Origin of the sequence: Azospirillum halopraeferens DSM 3675 (assembly GCF_000429625.1) — a bacterium.
GTDB lineage: Bacteria > Pseudomonadota > Alphaproteobacteria > Azospirillales > Azospirillaceae > Azospirillum > Azospirillum halopraeferens.
Window position 1 is genome coordinate 548746 of the sequence record NZ_KE386927.1, and the last position, 15108, is coordinate 563853.

A 15108-nucleotide genomic window follows, 5' to 3' on the forward strand; every position below is an offset into this window, starting at 1 on the left:
GCTCCAGGCACCCGCTCCAGGCAAACCGGTTCTCAGGAGGGATCATCGTGATCACCAAGAAGCTCGCCCTCACGGCCGCCGCGGCCGTGGCCGTTTCCGTCGCCTTCGCCGGCGCCGCCAACGCCCAGTCGCGCGACCAGATCCGCGCCGTCGGTTCGTCCACGGTGTTCCCGTTCACCACGGCGGTCGCCGAGGCGTTCGGCAAGTCCGGGTCGTTCAAGACCCCGGTCGTGGAGTCCACCGGCACGGGCGGCGGCTTCCGCCTGTTCTGCGCCGGCGTCGGCCCGGCCCACCCCGACGTCTCCAACGCCTCGCGCCGCATCAAGAAGTCCGAGGTCGAGCAGTGCGCCGCCAACGGCGTCGCCGAGATCACCGAGCTGAAGATCGGCTTCGACGGCATCGTGCTCGCCTCCTCCAAGGCCGGCCAGCACATGGACCTGACCCGCGCCCAGCTCTGGAAGGCGCTGGCCAAGGACGTGCCGGTCGACGGCAAGATGGTCGCCAACCCCTACAAGCGCTGGTCCGACGTCGACCCGAGCCTGCCGAACGTGGAGATCGAGGTTCTCGGCCCGCCGCCGACCTCCGGCACCCGCGACGCCTTCAACGAGCTGGCCATGGAAGCCGGCTGCCACGAAGTGAAGGAAGTCGCCGCCATCGTGACCGACGCCAAAGCCCTTGCACAGGCCTGCATGGCCATCCGCGAGGACGGCGCCTACGTCGAGGCCGGCGAGAACGACAACCTGATCGTTCAGAAGCTGGTCGCCAACCCCAGCGCCTTCGGCGTCTTCGGCTACAGCTTCCTCGACCAGAACAAGGACAAGCTGCAGGCGGCCGAGATCAACGACGTGCCGCCGACCTACGAGAACATCTCGTCGGGCAAGTACCCGGTGTCGCGTTCGATGTTCGTCTACATCAAGAACGCCCACGTCGGCGTCATCCCCGGCATCCGTGAGTTCGTGGCCGAGTACACCTCGGAGCGCGCCATGGGCGAGGAAGGCTACCTGGCCGACAAGGGCCTGATCGCCCTGCCCAAGGCGGAGCGCGACGGGGTCCGCTCCTCGGCGGTCAACATGACCCCGATGAAGCTCTGATCACCGGGTTGCGGACCGGCGGCCCCCGAAACGGGGCCGCCGGTTCTTTTCGGGATTGCGTTTAAGACCTTTCTTTCACCCGATCGTATGGCGGGTTTCGCATGCAGATCACGGTACTCCTCCTGGTGCTGGTCGGCCTGACCGCCGCCGGCTACTACATGGGGCGCGCCTCGGCGGTGCGGGCGGTGGGGGGGCGCATTGCAGCCCTCCACTCGGTTCCCGCCTATTACGGTGTCTACGTCGCCCTGTGGGCCGGGCTGCCCGCCTTCCTGCTGTTCCTCGTGTGGGGGGCATCGGAGAACTGGATCGTCATGCAGATGGTCCTGGGCGCCCTGCCGCAGAACATGACCGACGGCAGCGAGCAGTCGCTGAGCCTGCTGAAGGCCGACATCCTCAACATCGCGGCGGGCATTTCCACCGGACGCGAGCCCGACCCCGTCGTCCTCGCCGCGGCGGAGCGCTACAACATGCTGCGCGCGCTCGGCGACTGGATGCTGCTGGCGATCGGCAGCGCCCTTGCGGTGGCCGGCCTCTCCTACGCCCGCGGCCGCATCGCCCCCGATCTGCGCGCCCGCAACCTGGTGGAGCGCGTGATCAACGTGTTCCTGGTGGGCTGCTCGCTGGTCGCCATCCTGACCACCGCCGGCATCGTCCTCTCGCTGGTCTTCGAGGCGATGCGCTTCTTCACCGTCTACCCCATCTTCGACTTCCTGTTCGGCCTGCAATGGAGCCCGCAGACGGCGATCCGCGCCGACCAGGTGGGCTCCTCGGGATCGTTCGGCGCGGTGCCGCTGTTCGCCGGCACGCTGCTGATCACCCTGATCGCCATGCTGGTGGCGGTGCCGGTCGGCCTGATGTCGGCGATCTACATGTCGGAGTACGCCCCGCCGCGGGTGCGCGCGACGATGAAGCCGGTCCTGGAGATCCTGGCCGGTATCCCCACGGTGGTCTACGGTTTCTTCGCCGCGCTCACCATGGCGCCCTTCGTGCGGCGCCTGGGTGAATCCATGGGCATGAGCGTCTCGTCGGAATCGGCGCTGGCCGCCGGTTTCGTCATGGGCATCATGATCATCCCGTTCGTCAGCTCCCTGTCCGACGACGTGATCAACTCGGTGCCGCAGTCGCTGCGCGACGGGTCCTACGGGCTGGGCGCCACCCGGTCGGAGACGATCCGCCAGGTGGTGCTGCCGGCCGCCCTGCCGGGCATCGTCGCCGCCGTGATGCTGGCCATCAGCCGCGCCATCGGCGAGACGATGATCGTCACCATGGCCGCCGGACTGGCCGCCAACCTCACCGCCAACCCGTTGCAGGCGGTGACCACGGTGACCACCCAGATCGCCACGCTGCTGGTCGGCGACCAGGAGTTCGACAGTCCCAAGACGCTGTCCGCCTTCGGGTTGGGCCTCGTCCTGTTCGTCGTCACCCTGTCGCTCAACATGATCGCCCTGCGGGTGGTCCAGAAATACCGGGAAAAGTATGACTGACATGGTCGAACAAGGGACCCGGAACATGGCCATCGCCCGGCCCGGGTCGTACTACCTGAGCGAAGGCTATGCCGCTCGGTTGCGCGCCCGCTACGCCGCAGAGCAACGGTTCAAGGCCTACGGCATCGCCGCGGTCGCGGCGGCGGCGGTGATGCTGGTGGTGCTGCTCGGCACCATCGTGGGGCAGGGCTACACCGCCTTCTGGCAGACGCAGATCCGGCTGGAGATCCATTTCGACCCGGCCGAGATCGACCCGCAGGGCACGCGGGACCGCTCGGTCCTGGCCACCGCCAACACGATGAAGCTGGTCCGCGACTCCCTCGCGGCGCAGTTCCCGGACATCACCGAACGGGCGGAGCGCCGCGCGCTGTACGACATCATGTCGTCGGGGGCGCCGTTCCAGCTCACCCGGATGCTGCTGGACGACCCGAGCCTCATCGGAACCACCCGGTCGGTGTGGCTCACCGCGTCCGACGACGTCGACCAGTTCATCAAGGGGTACATCTCCCGCGACGTTCCGGAGAGTGCACGCCGCGTCAGTGACCTGCAGATCCGTGCGGTGGACGCGCTGGCGTCGCGCAACGCGGTGGAGAAGCAGTTCAACACGGTTCTGTTCACCGGCGGCGACTCGCGCGAACCCGAACTGGCCGGCATCGGCGGCGCCATCGTCGGCTCCTTCCTGACGCTGCTGGTCACGCTCGCCCTGTCGGTACCCATCGGCGTGGCCGCCGCCATCTACCTGGAGGAGTTCGCGCCGAAGAACCGCTGGACCGACCTGATCGAGGTGAACATCAACAACCTCGCGGCGGTGCCGTCCATCGTCTTCGGTCTGCTGGGCCTCGCCGTCTTCCTCAGCGTCTTCGGCATGCCGCGCTCGGCCCCGGTGGTCGGCGGCCTGGTGCTGGCGCTGATGACGCTGCCCACCATCATCATCGCCAGCCGCGCCGCGCTGAAGGCGGTGCCGCCCTCGATCCGCGAGGCGGCTCTGGGCGTCGGGGCGTCGCGGCTGCAGGCGGTGCTGCACCACGTGCTGCCGCTGGCCATGCCGGGCATCCTCACCGGCACCATCATCGGCATGGCCCAGGCGCTGGGCGAGACGGCGCCCCTGCTGATGATCGGCATGGTCGCCTTCATCGTCGACATCCCCGGCGGCTTCACCGACAGCGCCACGGTGCTCCCCGTGCAGATCTTCATGTGGGCCGACAGCCCGGAGCGCGCCTTCCTGGAGCGCACGTCGGCGGCGATCATGATCCTGCTGGGCTTCCTCATCGCGATGAACGCGGTGGCGGTTCTCCTGCGCAAGAAATTCGAGAGGCGGTGGTAAGAGCCATGAGCATCCAGACCCGGACCCACGTCAAGGCGGCCGAAGCCACGAATCCGCAAGCCGCCGCCGCCCCGGCCGCCAAGATGGTGGCGCGCGACGTCAAGGTCTTCTACGGCGCCAAGCAGGCGCTCAAGGGGATCAACATCGACATCCTGGAAAACAAGGTCCTGGCCCTGATCGGCCCGTCCGGCTGCGGCAAGTCGACGTTCCTGCGCTGCCTCAACCGGATGAACGACACCATCGACAACTGCCGGGTCGAGGGCCTGATCTCCCTGGACGGCGAGGACGTCTACGGCCGCCGGATCGACGCCGTGCAGCTCCGCGCCCGCGTCGGCATGGTGTTCCAGAAGCCCAACCCGTTCCCGAAGTCGATCTACGACAACATCGTCTACGGCCCGCGCATCCACGGCCTGGCGTCCCACCGCGACGAGATGGACGAGATCGTGGAGACCTCGCTCAAGCGCGCCGGTCTGTGGAACGAGGTGAAGGACCGCCTGCGCGAGCCGGGCACCGGCCTGTCCGGCGGCCAGCAGCAGCGCCTGTGCATCGCCCGCGCCATCGCCGTCAGCCCGGAGGTGATCCTGATGGACGAGCCCTGCTCGGCCCTCGATCCCATCGCCACCGCCCACATCGAAGAGCTGATCGACGAGCTGCGCGAGAACTACACCATCGTCATCGTCACCCACAACATGCAGCAGGCGGCCCGCGTCTCGCAGAAGACGGCGTTCTTCCACCTGGGCGACATGGTGGAGTGCGACGACACCGAGGAGATCTTCACCAACCCGCGCGACGAACGCACGCAGGGGTACATCACCGGCCGCTACGGCTGATCGGGGGCAGCGCCGATCGTCGCAACGGCCGGGCCGGGAGGTCGTCATGAGCAACGAGCACATCGTCCGTTCCTTTGCGCAGGAACTGCAGCGCCTCTCCAACCTGGTGACCCAGATGGGCGGCGTGGCGGAGGCGCAGGTCGCCTCCGCCGTCAAGGCCGTCGCCCGCCGCGACGTCGGCCTGGCCGCCCGGGTGATGCAGACCGACCAGCGCCTGGACGAGTACGAGCGGGAGATCGACGCCGAGGCGATCCGGCTGCTCGCCCTGCGCCAGCCCATGGCGCGGGACCTGCGGGAGATCGTGTCGGCGCTGAAGGTCGCCGCCGATCTGGAGCGCATCGGCGACTACGCCGCCAACATCGCCAAGCGGTCCCTGGCGCTGGCCCAGGTGCCGCTGGTCCGCCCGGCGGTGGCCATCCCGCGCATGGGACGGCTGGTCGAGGAGATCATGAAGGACGTGCTCGACGCCTACATCGAGCGCGACGTGGACAAGGCCGTCGGCGCCTGGCAGCGCGATGAGGAACTGGACGACCTTTACACCAGCCTGTTCCGCGAGGTCCTCACCTATATGATGGAAGACCCGCGCAACATCACGCCGTGCACGCACCTGCTGTTCATGGCGAAGAACCTGGAGCGGATCGGCGACCATGCCACCAACGTGGCGGAGACGATCCATTTTCTCGTCGTCGGGGAGCCCCTGATGATGGATCGACCCAAGAGCGACGCCAGCAGTTTTGCGGTGGTGACGCCGGAGGCAACAGACGGTGCTTGAGCAGACGCGGGCGCAGGATGAGCGCCGACAGGGCGGGGGAGTCATGAATTCGGCGTTGAAGCCGCTGGTCCTCATCGTCGAGGACGAGGCGGACATCGTCACCTTGCTGAAGTACAACCTGGAAAAGGAAGGCTTCCGGGTGGCGGCGGCCGGCGACGGGGAGGAGGCGCTGCTGCTGGCCAACGAGCAGGCGCCCCACATCGTGCTGCTGGACTGGATGCTGCCGCTGATGTCGGGGCTGGAGGTGTGCCGGCAGATGCGCCGGAACCCCAAAACCCGCGACGTCCCCATCATCATGCTCACCGCCCGCGGTGAGGAGGCGGACCGCGTGCGCGGTCTAAACTCCGGTGCCGACGACTACATCGCCAAGCCGTTCTCGCCCACCGAGCTGGTCGCCCGCATGCGCGCCGTGCTGCGCCGCGCCTCGCCCGGCCTGGCGGAGGAGACGCTGCGCTTCGGCGATGTGGTGATGGATCTGGCGGCCCACCGGGTGCGCCGCAACAACCGCGACATCCATCTGGGCCCGACGGAATTCCGCCTGCTGCGCCACTTCATGCAGCATCCCGGCCGCGTCTTCTCGCGCGAGCAGCTTCTGGACGTGGTGTGGGGTCACGACGTGTACGTCGAGCCGCGCACCGTCGACGTCCACATCCGCCGCCTGCGCAAGGCGCTGAACGAAGAGACGGACGCCGACCTGATCCGCACCGTCCGCTCCGCCGGCTACGCCCTGGACATGAAGACGGTCTGAGGGGGATCTACCCGAGAAGCGCCGCGAGGACGGCGTTGAGGCGCTGGCGCCCGGCGTCGGTGGCGCGCACGGTGCGGTCGTCCACCTCCAGGAAGCCGGCCCCGGCCAGGCGGTCCAGCGCCGCGCCGTCCACCAGGTCGGGCAGGTCGCGGCCGCTTTCCGCCACCAGGCGCGCCCGCTCCACCCCCTCGGCCAGGCGCAGGCCCATCATCAGCAGCTCGGTGCCGCGCTCGGCCGGCGGAACCGGCTCGGGGGCGTGGGCACCATGCCCGTGACCGGCCCCCCGCTCCAGCCACACCTCGGGCGCGCGGTGGGCGCGGGTGGCGAACTTGCCGCCGTCGAGGGTGAGGCGGCCGTGGGCGCCGGGGCCGACGCCGACGTAATCGCCGTAACGCCAATAGGTCAGGTTGTGCCGGCACGCCTCGCCCGGGCGGGCATGGTTGGAGATCTCGTAGGCCGGCAGGCCGGCGGCGGCCAGGCGGGCCTGCGTCGCCTCGTAGAGGTCGCCGGCCAGATCCTCGTCGGGCAGCACCAGCGCGCCGCGGGCGTGCAGCGGGAAGAAGGCGGTGCCGTTCTCGATGGTGAGCTGGTAGACCGACAGGTGCCCCACCGCGAAGTCCAGCGCCCGGGACAGCTCCGCCTCCCACGCCGCCACGCTTTGCCCCGGCCGCGCGTAGATCAGATCGAAGGAGAACCGCTCGAAGGTGCGTGCCGCCAGCTCGATGGCGCCCAGCGCCTCGGCGGCGCTGTGCTGCCGGCCGAGGAAGCGCAGCGCCCCGTCGTCCAGCGCCTGGATGCCCAGCGACACCCGGTTGACGCCGGCGTCGCGGAAGGCGCGGAAGCGGTCGGCCTCCACCGAGGTGGGGTTGGCCTCCAGCGTCACCTCCAGCGCCTCGGCCACCGGCCAGCGGGTGGCGATCCGGGTGATCAGCGCCTCGACGGTCGCCGGCTCCATCAGCGACGGCGTGCCGCCCCCGAAGAAGACGGAGGTGACCCGGCGGCCGGGCGTGGCGTTGGCGTAATGATCCAGTTCGCGCAACAGGGCGTCGCGCCAGCGGGCCTGATCGATCCGCTCGCGCACATGGCTGTTGAAATCGCAGTATGGACACTTGGCCTTGCAGAAGGGCCAATGGATGTAGATCCCGAAGCCGGGATCGCGGGTCATCGGAAGCATCGCTCCACAAGCTGGCGGAAGGCGTCGGCCCGGTGGCTGATGCGGTGCTTCGCCTCCGGGTCCATCTCCCCGAAGGTGATGTCGAACCCGTCCGGTTTGAAGACCGGATCGTATCCGAAACCACGCTGGCCGCGGGGCGGCCACACCAGGGTGCCGTCGACCCGGCCTTCCACCGTCTCCACATGCCCGTCCGGCCAGGCCAGGGACAGGGCGCAAACGAAGCGGGCGGAGCGGTCGGCGACGCCCGCCAGCCCCCGCTCGACCCGCTCCATGGCGGCGCGGAAGTCCCTGGCCGGCCCGGCCCAGCGGGCGGAGTAGATACCGGGGTCGCCGCCCAGCGCCGGCACCACCAGCCCGCTGTCGTCGGCCAGGGCGATGTGCCCGCCCGCCGCCGCGGCGCGTGCCTTGAGCTCGGCGTTGGCGATGAAGCTGTCCCCGGTCTCCTCCGGCTCGGGCAGGCCGATCTCGATGCAGGACGGGAAGTGCTTCACGTACGGGCCCAGCAGGTCGGCGATCTCGCGCACCTTGCCGGGGTTGTGGCTGGCGATGACCAGCGTGTCGCCGGTGAAGCGGCGGGGGGTGGCGTCGGTCATGGTCCCGGTACTCCCTTCCTGCGGGCGTGCGCGCGGCGGCGGGCGTCGCTCAGGCGCCCAGCGCCGCCTTCTGAAGCGCCGTCAGCTCGGCCACGCCCTTGCGGGCCAGCGCCATCAGCGCGTTGAACTCGTCCTCGGAGAACGGCTTCTCCTCGGCGGTGCCCTGCACCTCGACGATGCCGCCGCGGCCGGTCAGCACGAAGTTGGCGTCGGCCTGGGCGCTGGAATCCTCGGCGTAGTCGAGATCGAGCACCGGCGTCCCCTTGTACAGGCCGCAGGACACGGCGGCGACGTTGTCGGTCAGCGGCATCCGCTTGACCGCCCCGATCTCCATCAGGTGCTGAAACGCCAGGTGCAGCGCCACATAGCTGCCGGTGATGGCGGCGGTGCGGGTGCCGCCGTCGGCCTGGAGCACGTCGCAGTCCACCTTGATCTGCACCTCGCCCATGGCGGCCCGGTCGGTGACGGCGCGCAGGGCGCGGCCGATCAGGCGCTGGATCTCCTGGGTGCGACCGGTCTGCTTGCCGCGCGCCGCCTCGCGGTCGGTGCGCGAATGGGTGGAGCGGGGCAGCATGCCGTACTCCGCCGTCACCCAGCCCAGCCCGGTGTTCTTGAGGAACCGCGGCACCCCGTCGTCCACCGACGCGGTGCACAGCACATGGGTGTCGCCGAAGCGCACGAGGCAGGAGCCTTCGGCGTACTTGCTGAAGCCGGGCTCCAGGGAAACGGTGCGGAGCTGGTCGGTGGCTCGGCCGGACGGGCGCATCGGGATCGGTTCCTGTTCCTGGGATCGAAGGGTACAACGCGGTGCGGGGCGCCGCCGGCCATGCTTAGCGGCTCGCGCCCGTGGCGTCCAGTGGGCGGACGGCGACCCCCGGTGGCGCCGGGGTTCCCGCCTCATTGATTCATCAACGGCTTCTGCCTAAATTCCAACGCGCGTCCGGGCCGCGGCGAACCGCCGGGCCGCGGCGCGCAGAGGACTGCGGCAAGCGGGCATGATCAGCGAGTTGAACCAGCGATCGCGTGAGATTTTCCGGCTCATCGTCGACGCCTACGTGGAGTCGGGCGAACCCGTGGGCTCGCGCACCATTTCGCGCCGTCCGGGCATCAGCCTGTCGCCCGCCACCATCCGCAACGTCATGGCGGACCTGGAGGACCAGGGGCTGCTCTACGCCCCCCACGCCTCGGCCGGGCGCATCCCCACCGAGGCCGGCCTGCGCCTGTTCGTCAACGGGCTGCTGGAGATCGGCTCGCTGCCCGAGGAGGAGCGCGAGGCCATCGAGGCCAAGTGCAACGCCGCCGGCCGCTCCCTGCCCGAGGCCCTGTCGGAGGCGTCGGCCATGCTGTCCGGCCTGTCGCACTGCGCCGGGCTGGTGCTGGCGCCCAAGACCGACCGGCCGCTCAAGCACATCGAGTTCGTCTCGCTGGGTCCCGGCCGGGCGCTGGTGGTGCTGGTGAACGAGGACGGGCTGGTGGAGAACCGGGTGGTCGAGGTTCCCGTCGGCCTGCCGGCCTCGACCCTGCGCATGGCGTCGAACTACCTCACCGCCCGGCTGGTCGGCCGCACGCTGGAGGAGGCGCGCCAGGTCGTCCACAACGAGATCGAGGACCAGCGCACCGAACTGGACGAGCTGTCGCGCCGCGTCGTCGAGGCGGGGCTGGCCACCTGGGCCGGGCCGCGCACCGACGGGCAGCTCATCGTGCGCGGCCAGGCCAAGCTGCTGGAGGACGTCACCGCCCTGTCCGACCTGGAGCGCGTGCGCGCCCTGTTCGAGGCGCTGGAGACCAAGGAAGCGATGCTCCGCCTGCTCGACGCCACCGGGCGCGGCGACGGGGTGCAGATCTTCATCGGGGCGGAGAACGTGCTGTTCAGCCATTCCGGCTGCACGCTGATCATCTCCCCCTTCCAGAACAGCCGGGAGCAGGTCATCGGCGCCATCGGCGTCATCGGCCCGACCCGGATCAATTACGCCCGCATCATTCCGCTGGTGGATTACACGGCCAAGGTGATCAGCCGCCTGGTCGGCTGACCGCCCCACACCGCCGGCATCGCCGACCGCATAGAGAAAACCCATACCGAGAGACACCATGAGCGAGTCCGACAAGAAGCCCACCGACGCCGGGACCGGCACCGACGGCCAGCCCGCTGCCGACCGGCCCGCCGCCGGCCCCGAAACCGCCGCCGCTGCGACCGAAGGCACCGCATCCGCAGCGCCGGACGACCGCACCGCCCGGCTGGAGGCGGAGGTCGCCGGCCTGAAGGACCAGCTTCTGCGCGCCATGGCCGAGACGGAGAACACCCGCCGCCGCGCCCAGCGCGAGCGCGAGGACGCCTCCAAGTTCGCCGTGGCGAGCTTCGCCAAGGACCTGGTGGCGGTCGCCGACAACCTGCGCCGGGCGCTGGAGTCCGTCCCGGCGGAGGGGCAGGGCGACGACATGCTCAAGAGCCTTGCCGTCGGCGTCGAGGCTACGGAACGCCAGCTCCTGGGCGCCTTCGAGCGCGCCGGCATCCGCAAGATGGAGCCGCTGGGAGAGGTCTTCGATCCCAACTTCCACCAGGTGATGTTCGAGATCGAGAACACCGGCAAGCCCGCCGGCACCATCGTCCAGGTGCTCCAGGCCGGCTACACCATCCACGGCCGTCTGCTGCGCGAAGCCATGGTCGGCGTCGCCAAGGCGGGCGCCGAGGAGGCCGGCGGCGGGCGCGTCGACACCAAAGCCTGACCGCCGCGGCGCGGGGCCGTCCCCCGCGCCGCATTTCCGGTCCCACCTTTCCGGCCTGTTGCGGGAGCCCCATCACCGTGGCCAAGAGCATCCTGACCGTCGACGATTCCAAGACCATCCGCGACATGGTCTCCTTCACCCTGAAGGGGGCCGGCTACGCCGTGCACGAGGCGCCGGACGGCGCCGCCGGGCTGGCGGCGGCGGGGCGGCAGAAGTTCGACTGCATCATCACCGACCTCAACATGCCGGGCATGGACGGTCTGGCCCTGACCCGCGCCATCCGCTCCGGCACCGCCAACCGCGCCACACCGGTGCTGCTGCTGACCACCGAGGCCGATCCCGCCAAGAAGGCGGCGGGCCGCGAGGCCGGCGCCACCGGCTGGCTGGTCAAGCCGTTCAACCCCGACAAGCTGATCGAGACGGTGCGCAAGGTCTGTCCCTGACGGGGGAGATCAGCGCACCAGGACCTCGGCGGCGGAGCGGGTGCGGTTCACCGCACCGGCGGCCTCGTCCACCGCATCGGTGATCGCCGCGACGCTGGACGCGATGGTGCCCACGGCGACCGACGCCGCCTGCATGCCCTCGGACATGCCACGGGTGACCGCGCTCTGCTCCTCGATGGCCGAGGCGGTGGCGGCCACATGCTCGCGCACCGTGATCACCGCGTCGCGGATGGCGGTCAGCGCCCCCGCCACCTCGGCCGAGGTGCCCTGGATGCCGTCGATCTCCTGCGAGATGCGCTCCGTCGCCTGCGCCGCCTGATTGGCGAGGTTCTTGACCTCCGTGGCGACGACCGCGAAGCCCCGCCCGGCGTCGCCGGCGCGCGCCGCCTCGATCGTGGCGTTCAGCGCCAGCAGGTTGATTTGCCCGGCGATGGACTGGATCAGCGCGACGATCCCGTTCATCGCCCGGGCGGCGTTGGCCAGGCGCTCGGTGCTCTCCCCGACCCGTGCCGCCCGGGCTGCACTTTCCTCGGTGGCGGCGCGGGCGTCCGCCATGGCGCGGGTGATCTCGGCGATGGACGCGGCCAGTTCCTCGGCGCTGGCGGCCACGGTCTGGACGTTGACCGACGTCTCGTGCGCCGCCCCGGCGGCGGCGCGGGCCTCGTCCCGGCTGCGGTCGATGCCCCGGTCCATCTCGCCGAAGTTCCTGTCGATCAACGTCTTGAGATCAGCCAGGAGTTCGGCCTGCCGCGTCACGTCGGTGGCGAACTTGACGACGCGGGTCACCGTGCCGTCGGCGCCGAAGATCGGGTTGTACGACCCCTCGATCCACACCGTCCGGCCGCCCTTGCCGATGCGGCGGTACTGCCCCGCCTTGTACTCGCCGCGCCGCAACGCCTCCCAGAACTGTTCGTAGTCGCGGCCGGCGCGGTGGGCGGGATCGACGAACAGGCCATGATGCTGGCCCTTCACCTCGGCCAGCGTGTAGCCCATCACCTTGAGGAAGTTCTCGTTGGCCTCGAGAACCAGCCCGTCCGTCGAGAACTCGATCACCGCGCCGGACCGGCGGATGGCGTCCATCTGCGCCTTGTAGTCCGCGTTGAGGATGCGAAGCCGGGCGTCGGACCATTCGACCATGAAGCCGTCCGTCCGTCCGCCGCGCCGCAGCGGCACGACGCGCAAGTCGAAGGGGCGTCCGCCGACGCGGATCGTCGCGGTCAGCGGCTTGTCGAGGTTCGCGAGAGCCCCGCGCTGGTGCGCCGGGCGGGCGTGGAACTCGTCGATGCTGTGGCCCACCAGGTTGTCCGCGCTGAACCGCGGAAGATCCTTGCGGATCTCGGCCTCGGCCTCCTTCAGCAGCGCCCGGGCGGCGGGGTTGACGTACCGGATGGTGAGATCCCGGTCGGCAACCATGACGCTGCCCGACAGACCGTCCACCACCGCCATCATATCGGCAAGGGTCCGGTCCTTGCGCGAAAACAGAAATCCCATGACGTGCCGCCTCACAGACAACCGGGGCGACATACGAGCATATGAAACGCTGAGGGGTCAATAAGTAAACATGCGTACAGTGACGGATTCAAGGCGATTGTTCATAGTATGGACTGGACAAAAACTGATAATTACTCGCAATACAAGGAAATATACGCACGTAGGGTAATCTTCCTCAACGTATTCTGTACGAAACGTGCTAGCCGAGCGTCGCCCCGGCGCCCGGGCTGAACAGGAACGCGCCGTCCGGGTCGTGAGCGCGGTGGCGGGCGGCGGCGCGATCGCGGTCGGCGACGGCGTAGCAGTAGGCGCAGCCGTGCGGGCAGCTATCGTAGGCTCCGATGTCACGGCTCTCGGCGCACAGGCAGCCGGGGCGGTTCCCGCGGGTTCGGGCCTCCAGCGGCCGGCCGGCGACGTCGGCCAGGCGGCGCGCGTCGACGCAGCGCGCCGGGGCGGTGCCCGGCACCCCGGTCAGGTCCGGCTGGGTGCACAGGGTCAGGACCATGCCATGCTCCGCCGCCGTTGCCGCCAGATCGGCCAGCAGCGCCCGCTTCTCGTCCGCCTCCGGGTCGCGCCAGGCGAAGCCGCGGGCGCGCGCCGCGGCGTCCAGGTTGCGCATGGTCTTCCGGTACGGTTGCAGGAAGGACACCACCACCTCGTCCGTGATCCCCTTCAGCGCCGCCGCCAGGCGGGCGAAGGTGGCGCGGTGCCAGTCCGGCGGTGTCAGGGTCGTGATGACGATGGGGTCGTACCGCCACACCACCGCCCGCACCCCCCGGTGCCGGCGCACCGCACCCATGGCGGCAATCGCCGCGTCGGGCGCCGTGACCGAGCGTTCCAGCGCGCGCGGCAGGCCGGTCAGGCTATACTGGACCACGAACGGCAGGCCCAGCCGGTCGACCGCGTCGAGGGACTCGCCGAAGGGCGCCAGGTTGCGCGTCCAGAACACGAAGCCGTCGACCGCGGCCGGCGTCAGGTCCACCCGCGCCGGCCGCCCGCCGTAGGGGTTGGCGACGCAGGCGTATCCCGCGGCCAGCCGGTTGAGGAACCAGCGGCCGTAGAAGGCGGGGATGTCGGTGCGGTAGCTGGCGGAGACGATCATGGGCCGGGCGGCGGGCCTGGTGCGGGGATGGGCAGGGAACGAAGGACCAAGGATATGGCGATGACGGACGGATGGCGCAGCGTGGAATGGGAGAACCGGGTGCGCCTGCGCATTCCGCCGGACTGGATCGTGCTGGCCGAACGGGCGGAGGGCCACGACGTGGCGGTGTTCCGCCCGGCGGCGGACGGGGCCGGCGTGCTGCGGCTGCTGGCCGACGAGCGCACGCCCCGCTCCGGCGACAGCGCGGCGGCGGTGCTGCATGAGATGACGATGCGGTTCGTCCGGCCCGACGATGTCCGGGTCAGCGACCGGGCGGTGGAGCCGCGCGGCGACGGGGCGACCCTGGCGCGGGCCGTCCTGGTGGGGCGGAGCGAGGAGAGCGGCGAGGCCGAAAGTCACTATCTGTGGCTGGTCGGGGCGGAGCGCGCCGGGCGCGTCCGCGTGGCGATGTTCAGCTTCGCGCTGCCCGCGTCCTGCGACGGGCGGGAACCCTACGTGACCACGCTGGCCGCGCTGGACGAGGCGATCCGCACCGCGGACCTCCTGTAGGCGCGGCCGCGGCCGGACGGACTCAGCAGTGGCCGGCGCCGCCGGCGTAGTAACCGGAGAAGCCCATGGTGGCGGGATCATGCGCGAGGGCCGCTTCCTCCGCCGCCAGGGCGGCCAGGCTGAGAAAGCGTGCCAGATCGTCCAGCTCACACTTGGAGGCGTCGTCCTTCAGGCTGTCGAGGCAGGACTTGATGGCAAGCGCCACGCCGCGCCGATCTTCCTTCATCGTGGTCACCTTAAATGAATCGGTTGCTCGCCGCACGGTGGCGCGCGATTCCGGAGGCAGGGCCCGGACTCCGGCTCTGCCGGAAATCGGTCATCACCGGAAACCCGACGGGAAGGGCCGGGCGCGGCACCAAACGTGTCATGGCTATACCATATTGCGCAGACGCTTTCATCACTTGATTCCTGTTGGCGGCAGTAAAAGTCATCCACCGGAAGTTGTTCAGACAGTGAAGTCACGCCACGACCTGTTAACAGAATATTAAGTTCTTTGCTGCTTTGACAAATCCTGACATGGGTACTGTGGTGAATCACCCCTCTATCATACGCGTGCGTGAATACCCGGTTATATACGCGGCATATCTTCGTGTGTTCCGGGTTCTCTCCTGCCGCGAACCGGTTCCTTTGTTGCGCCCTGCGGCGTGACCTGCCGCCGCCCCGCGTGTCCGGACGGCTGCGGCGAACCGCCACGGGGAACCGCCGCGCGACCGATGCGGGGCGTTGCATGGCTTGACCGACCTGCCTATATCTCCGGCGAACCGACGCAATTCTCCGACCCCT

Annotated in this window: 16 protein-coding genes; 10 read left to right on the forward strand and 6 right to left on the reverse strand. The window is 69.7% G+C overall.

The window, feature by feature from the left end:
* Positions 1-47 precede the first annotated feature (47 nt).
* The 6 genes from G472_RS0127190 (at position 48) to phoB (ending at position 6249) form a co-directional block, all read left to right on the forward strand.
* Positions 48-1091, forward strand: coding sequence for a PstS family phosphate ABC transporter substrate-binding protein (locus G472_RS0127190; protein WP_029010908.1), 1044 nt, complete (start codon positions 48-50; stop codon positions 1089-1091).
* Positions 1092-1192: 101 nt separating this feature from the next.
* Positions 1193-2575 (forward strand): phosphate ABC transporter permease subunit PstC, encoded by a 1383-nt coding sequence (gene pstC, locus G472_RS0127195; RefSeq protein WP_029010909.1) that lies wholly within the window; start codon positions 1193-1195, stop codon positions 2573-2575.
* Positions 2576-2600: 25 nt separating this feature from the next.
* Positions 2601-3899 carry a phosphate ABC transporter permease PstA gene (gene pstA, locus G472_RS0127200; RefSeq protein ID WP_156927268.1) on the forward strand — a complete coding sequence of 433 codons (1299 nt, stop codon included), beginning with the start codon at positions 2601-2603 and terminating at the stop codon, positions 3897-3899.
* A 5-nt stretch (positions 3900-3904) separates the two neighbouring features.
* Entirely contained in the window at positions 3905-4729 is an 825-nt protein-coding gene (pstB, locus tag G472_RS0127205) for a phosphate ABC transporter ATP-binding protein PstB (RefSeq protein WP_029010911.1), read from the forward strand.
* A gap of 46 nt (positions 4730-4775) precedes the next feature.
* Positions 4776-5501 carry a phosphate signaling complex protein PhoU gene (phoU, locus tag G472_RS0127210; protein ID WP_029010912.1) on the forward strand — a complete coding sequence of 242 codons (726 nt, stop codon included), beginning with the start codon at positions 4776-4778 and terminating at the stop codon, positions 5499-5501.
* Between the two features lie 43 nt (positions 5502-5544).
* Positions 5545-6249 carry a phosphate regulon transcriptional regulator PhoB gene (gene phoB, locus G472_RS0127215; protein ID WP_029010913.1) on the forward strand — a complete coding sequence of 235 codons (705 nt, stop codon included), beginning with the start codon at positions 5545-5547 and terminating at the stop codon, positions 6247-6249.
* 7 nt (positions 6250-6256) lie between these two features.
* Here the strand turns inward: phoB and hemW are convergent, their stop codons facing one another.
* The 3 genes from hemW to rph are packed head-to-tail and all read right to left on the reverse strand — an operon-like array spanning position 6257 to position 8782.
* Entirely contained in the window at positions 6257-7414 is a 1158-nt protein-coding gene (gene hemW, locus G472_RS0127220) for a radical SAM family heme chaperone HemW (RefSeq protein ID WP_029010914.1), read from the reverse strand.
* On the reverse strand, positions 7411-8016 hold the full coding sequence (gene rdgB / locus G472_RS0127225; RefSeq protein WP_029010915.1) for an RdgB/HAM1 family non-canonical purine NTP pyrophosphatase: 606 nt from the start codon (positions 8014-8016) through the stop codon (positions 7411-7413). Before rdgB ends, hemW begins: the two co-directional genes overlap by 4 nt.
* 49 nt (positions 8017-8065) lie before the next feature.
* Positions 8066-8782 (reverse strand): ribonuclease PH, encoded by a 717-nt coding sequence (rph, locus tag G472_RS0127230; RefSeq protein ID WP_029010916.1) that lies wholly within the window; start codon positions 8780-8782, stop codon positions 8066-8068.
* Positions 8783-9011: 229 nt separating this feature from the next.
* Between rph and hrcA the strand changes: the two genes are divergently transcribed.
* The 3 genes from hrcA to G472_RS0127245 all read left to right on the forward strand — a co-directional run bounded on the left by hrcA (position 9012) and on the right by G472_RS0127245 (position 11183).
* Positions 9012-10046, forward strand: a complete 1035-nt coding sequence (gene hrcA, locus G472_RS0127235) for a heat-inducible transcriptional repressor HrcA (RefSeq protein ID WP_029010917.1) — start codon at positions 9012-9014, stop codon at positions 10044-10046.
* 58 nt (positions 10047-10104) lie between these two features.
* Positions 10105-10740, forward strand: a complete 636-nt coding sequence (gene grpE, locus G472_RS0127240) for a nucleotide exchange factor GrpE (RefSeq protein WP_029010918.1) — start codon at positions 10105-10107, stop codon at positions 10738-10740.
* Positions 10741-10817: 77 nt separating this feature from the next.
* Positions 10818-11183: a response regulator gene (locus tag G472_RS0127245; RefSeq protein ID WP_029010919.1), complete on the forward strand. Its 366-nt coding sequence runs from the start codon at positions 10818-10820 to the stop codon at positions 11181-11183.
* Between the two features lie 9 nt (positions 11184-11192).
* Here G472_RS0127245 and G472_RS0127250 read toward each other — a convergent pair whose 3' ends face one another.
* Together G472_RS0127250 and G472_RS0127255 are read right to left on the reverse strand one after the other, a co-directional pair.
* Entirely contained in the window at positions 11193-12674 is a 1482-nt protein-coding gene (locus G472_RS0127250) for a PAS domain-containing methyl-accepting chemotaxis protein (RefSeq protein WP_029010920.1), read from the reverse strand.
* 199 nt (positions 12675-12873) lie between these two features.
* Complete coding sequence (locus G472_RS0127255) at positions 12874-13776, reverse strand: DUF1848 domain-containing protein (RefSeq protein ID WP_029010921.1); 903 nt, start codon at positions 13774-13776, stop codon at positions 12874-12876.
* 60 nt (positions 13777-13836) lie between these two features.
* On the opposite strand from G472_RS0127255, the gene G472_RS0127260 reads away from it, so the two are divergent.
* Positions 13837-14325, forward strand: coding sequence for a hypothetical protein (locus G472_RS0127260; protein WP_245593593.1), 489 nt, complete (start codon positions 13837-13839; stop codon positions 14323-14325).
* 22 nt (positions 14326-14347) lie between these two features.
* Here G472_RS0127260 and G472_RS0127265 read toward each other — a convergent pair whose 3' ends face one another.
* The gene (locus tag G472_RS0127265) at positions 14348-14551 is read right to left on the reverse strand and encodes a hypothetical protein (protein ID WP_029010923.1); all 204 of its coding nucleotides are present in this window, start codon (positions 14549-14551) and stop codon (positions 14348-14350) included.
* Positions 14552-15108 lie beyond the last annotated feature (557 nt).

Coding starts and splice junctions, on each gene's coding strand:
- pstC (WP_029010909.1), top strand. CDS start 1,193: ATGCAGATCACGGTACTCCTCCTGGTGCTGGTCGGCCTGACCGCCGCC.
- pstA (WP_156927268.1), top strand. CDS start 2,601: ATGGCCATCGCCCGGCCCGGGTCGTACTACCTGAGCGAAGGCTATGCC.
- pstB (WP_029010911.1), top strand. CDS start 3,905: ATGAGCATCCAGACCCGGACCCACGTCAAGGCGGCCGAAGCCACGAAT.
- phoU (WP_029010912.1), top strand. CDS start 4,776: ATGAGCAACGAGCACATCGTCCGTTCCTTTGCGCAGGAACTGCAGCGC.
- phoB (WP_029010913.1), top strand. CDS start 5,545: ATGAATTCGGCGTTGAAGCCGCTGGTCCTCATCGTCGAGGACGAGGCG.
- hemW (WP_029010914.1), bottom strand. CDS start 7,414: ATGACCCGCGATCCCGGCTTCGGGATCTACATCCATTGGCCCTTCTGC.
- rdgB (WP_029010915.1), bottom strand. CDS start 8,016: ATGACCGACGCCACCCCCCGCCGCTTCACCGGCGACACGCTGGTCATC.
- rph (WP_029010916.1), bottom strand. CDS start 8,782: ATGCGCCCGTCCGGCCGAGCCACCGACCAGCTCCGCACCGTTTCCCTG.
- hrcA (WP_029010917.1), top strand. CDS start 9,012: ATGATCAGCGAGTTGAACCAGCGATCGCGTGAGATTTTCCGGCTCATC.
- grpE (WP_029010918.1), top strand. CDS start 10,105: ATGAGCGAGTCCGACAAGAAGCCCACCGACGCCGGGACCGGCACCGAC.
- G472_RS0127250 (WP_029010920.1), bottom strand. CDS start 12,674: ATGGGATTTCTGTTTTCGCGCAAGGACCGGACCCTTGCCGATATGATG.
- G472_RS0127255 (WP_029010921.1), bottom strand. CDS start 13,776: ATGATCGTCTCCGCCAGCTACCGCACCGACATCCCCGCCTTCTACGGC.
- G472_RS0127260 (WP_245593593.1), top strand. CDS start 13,837: ATGACGGACGGATGGCGCAGCGTGGAATGGGAGAACCGGGTGCGCCTG.
- G472_RS0127265 (WP_029010923.1), bottom strand. CDS start 14,551: ATGAAGGAAGATCGGCGCGGCGTGGCGCTTGCCATCAAGTCCTGCCTC.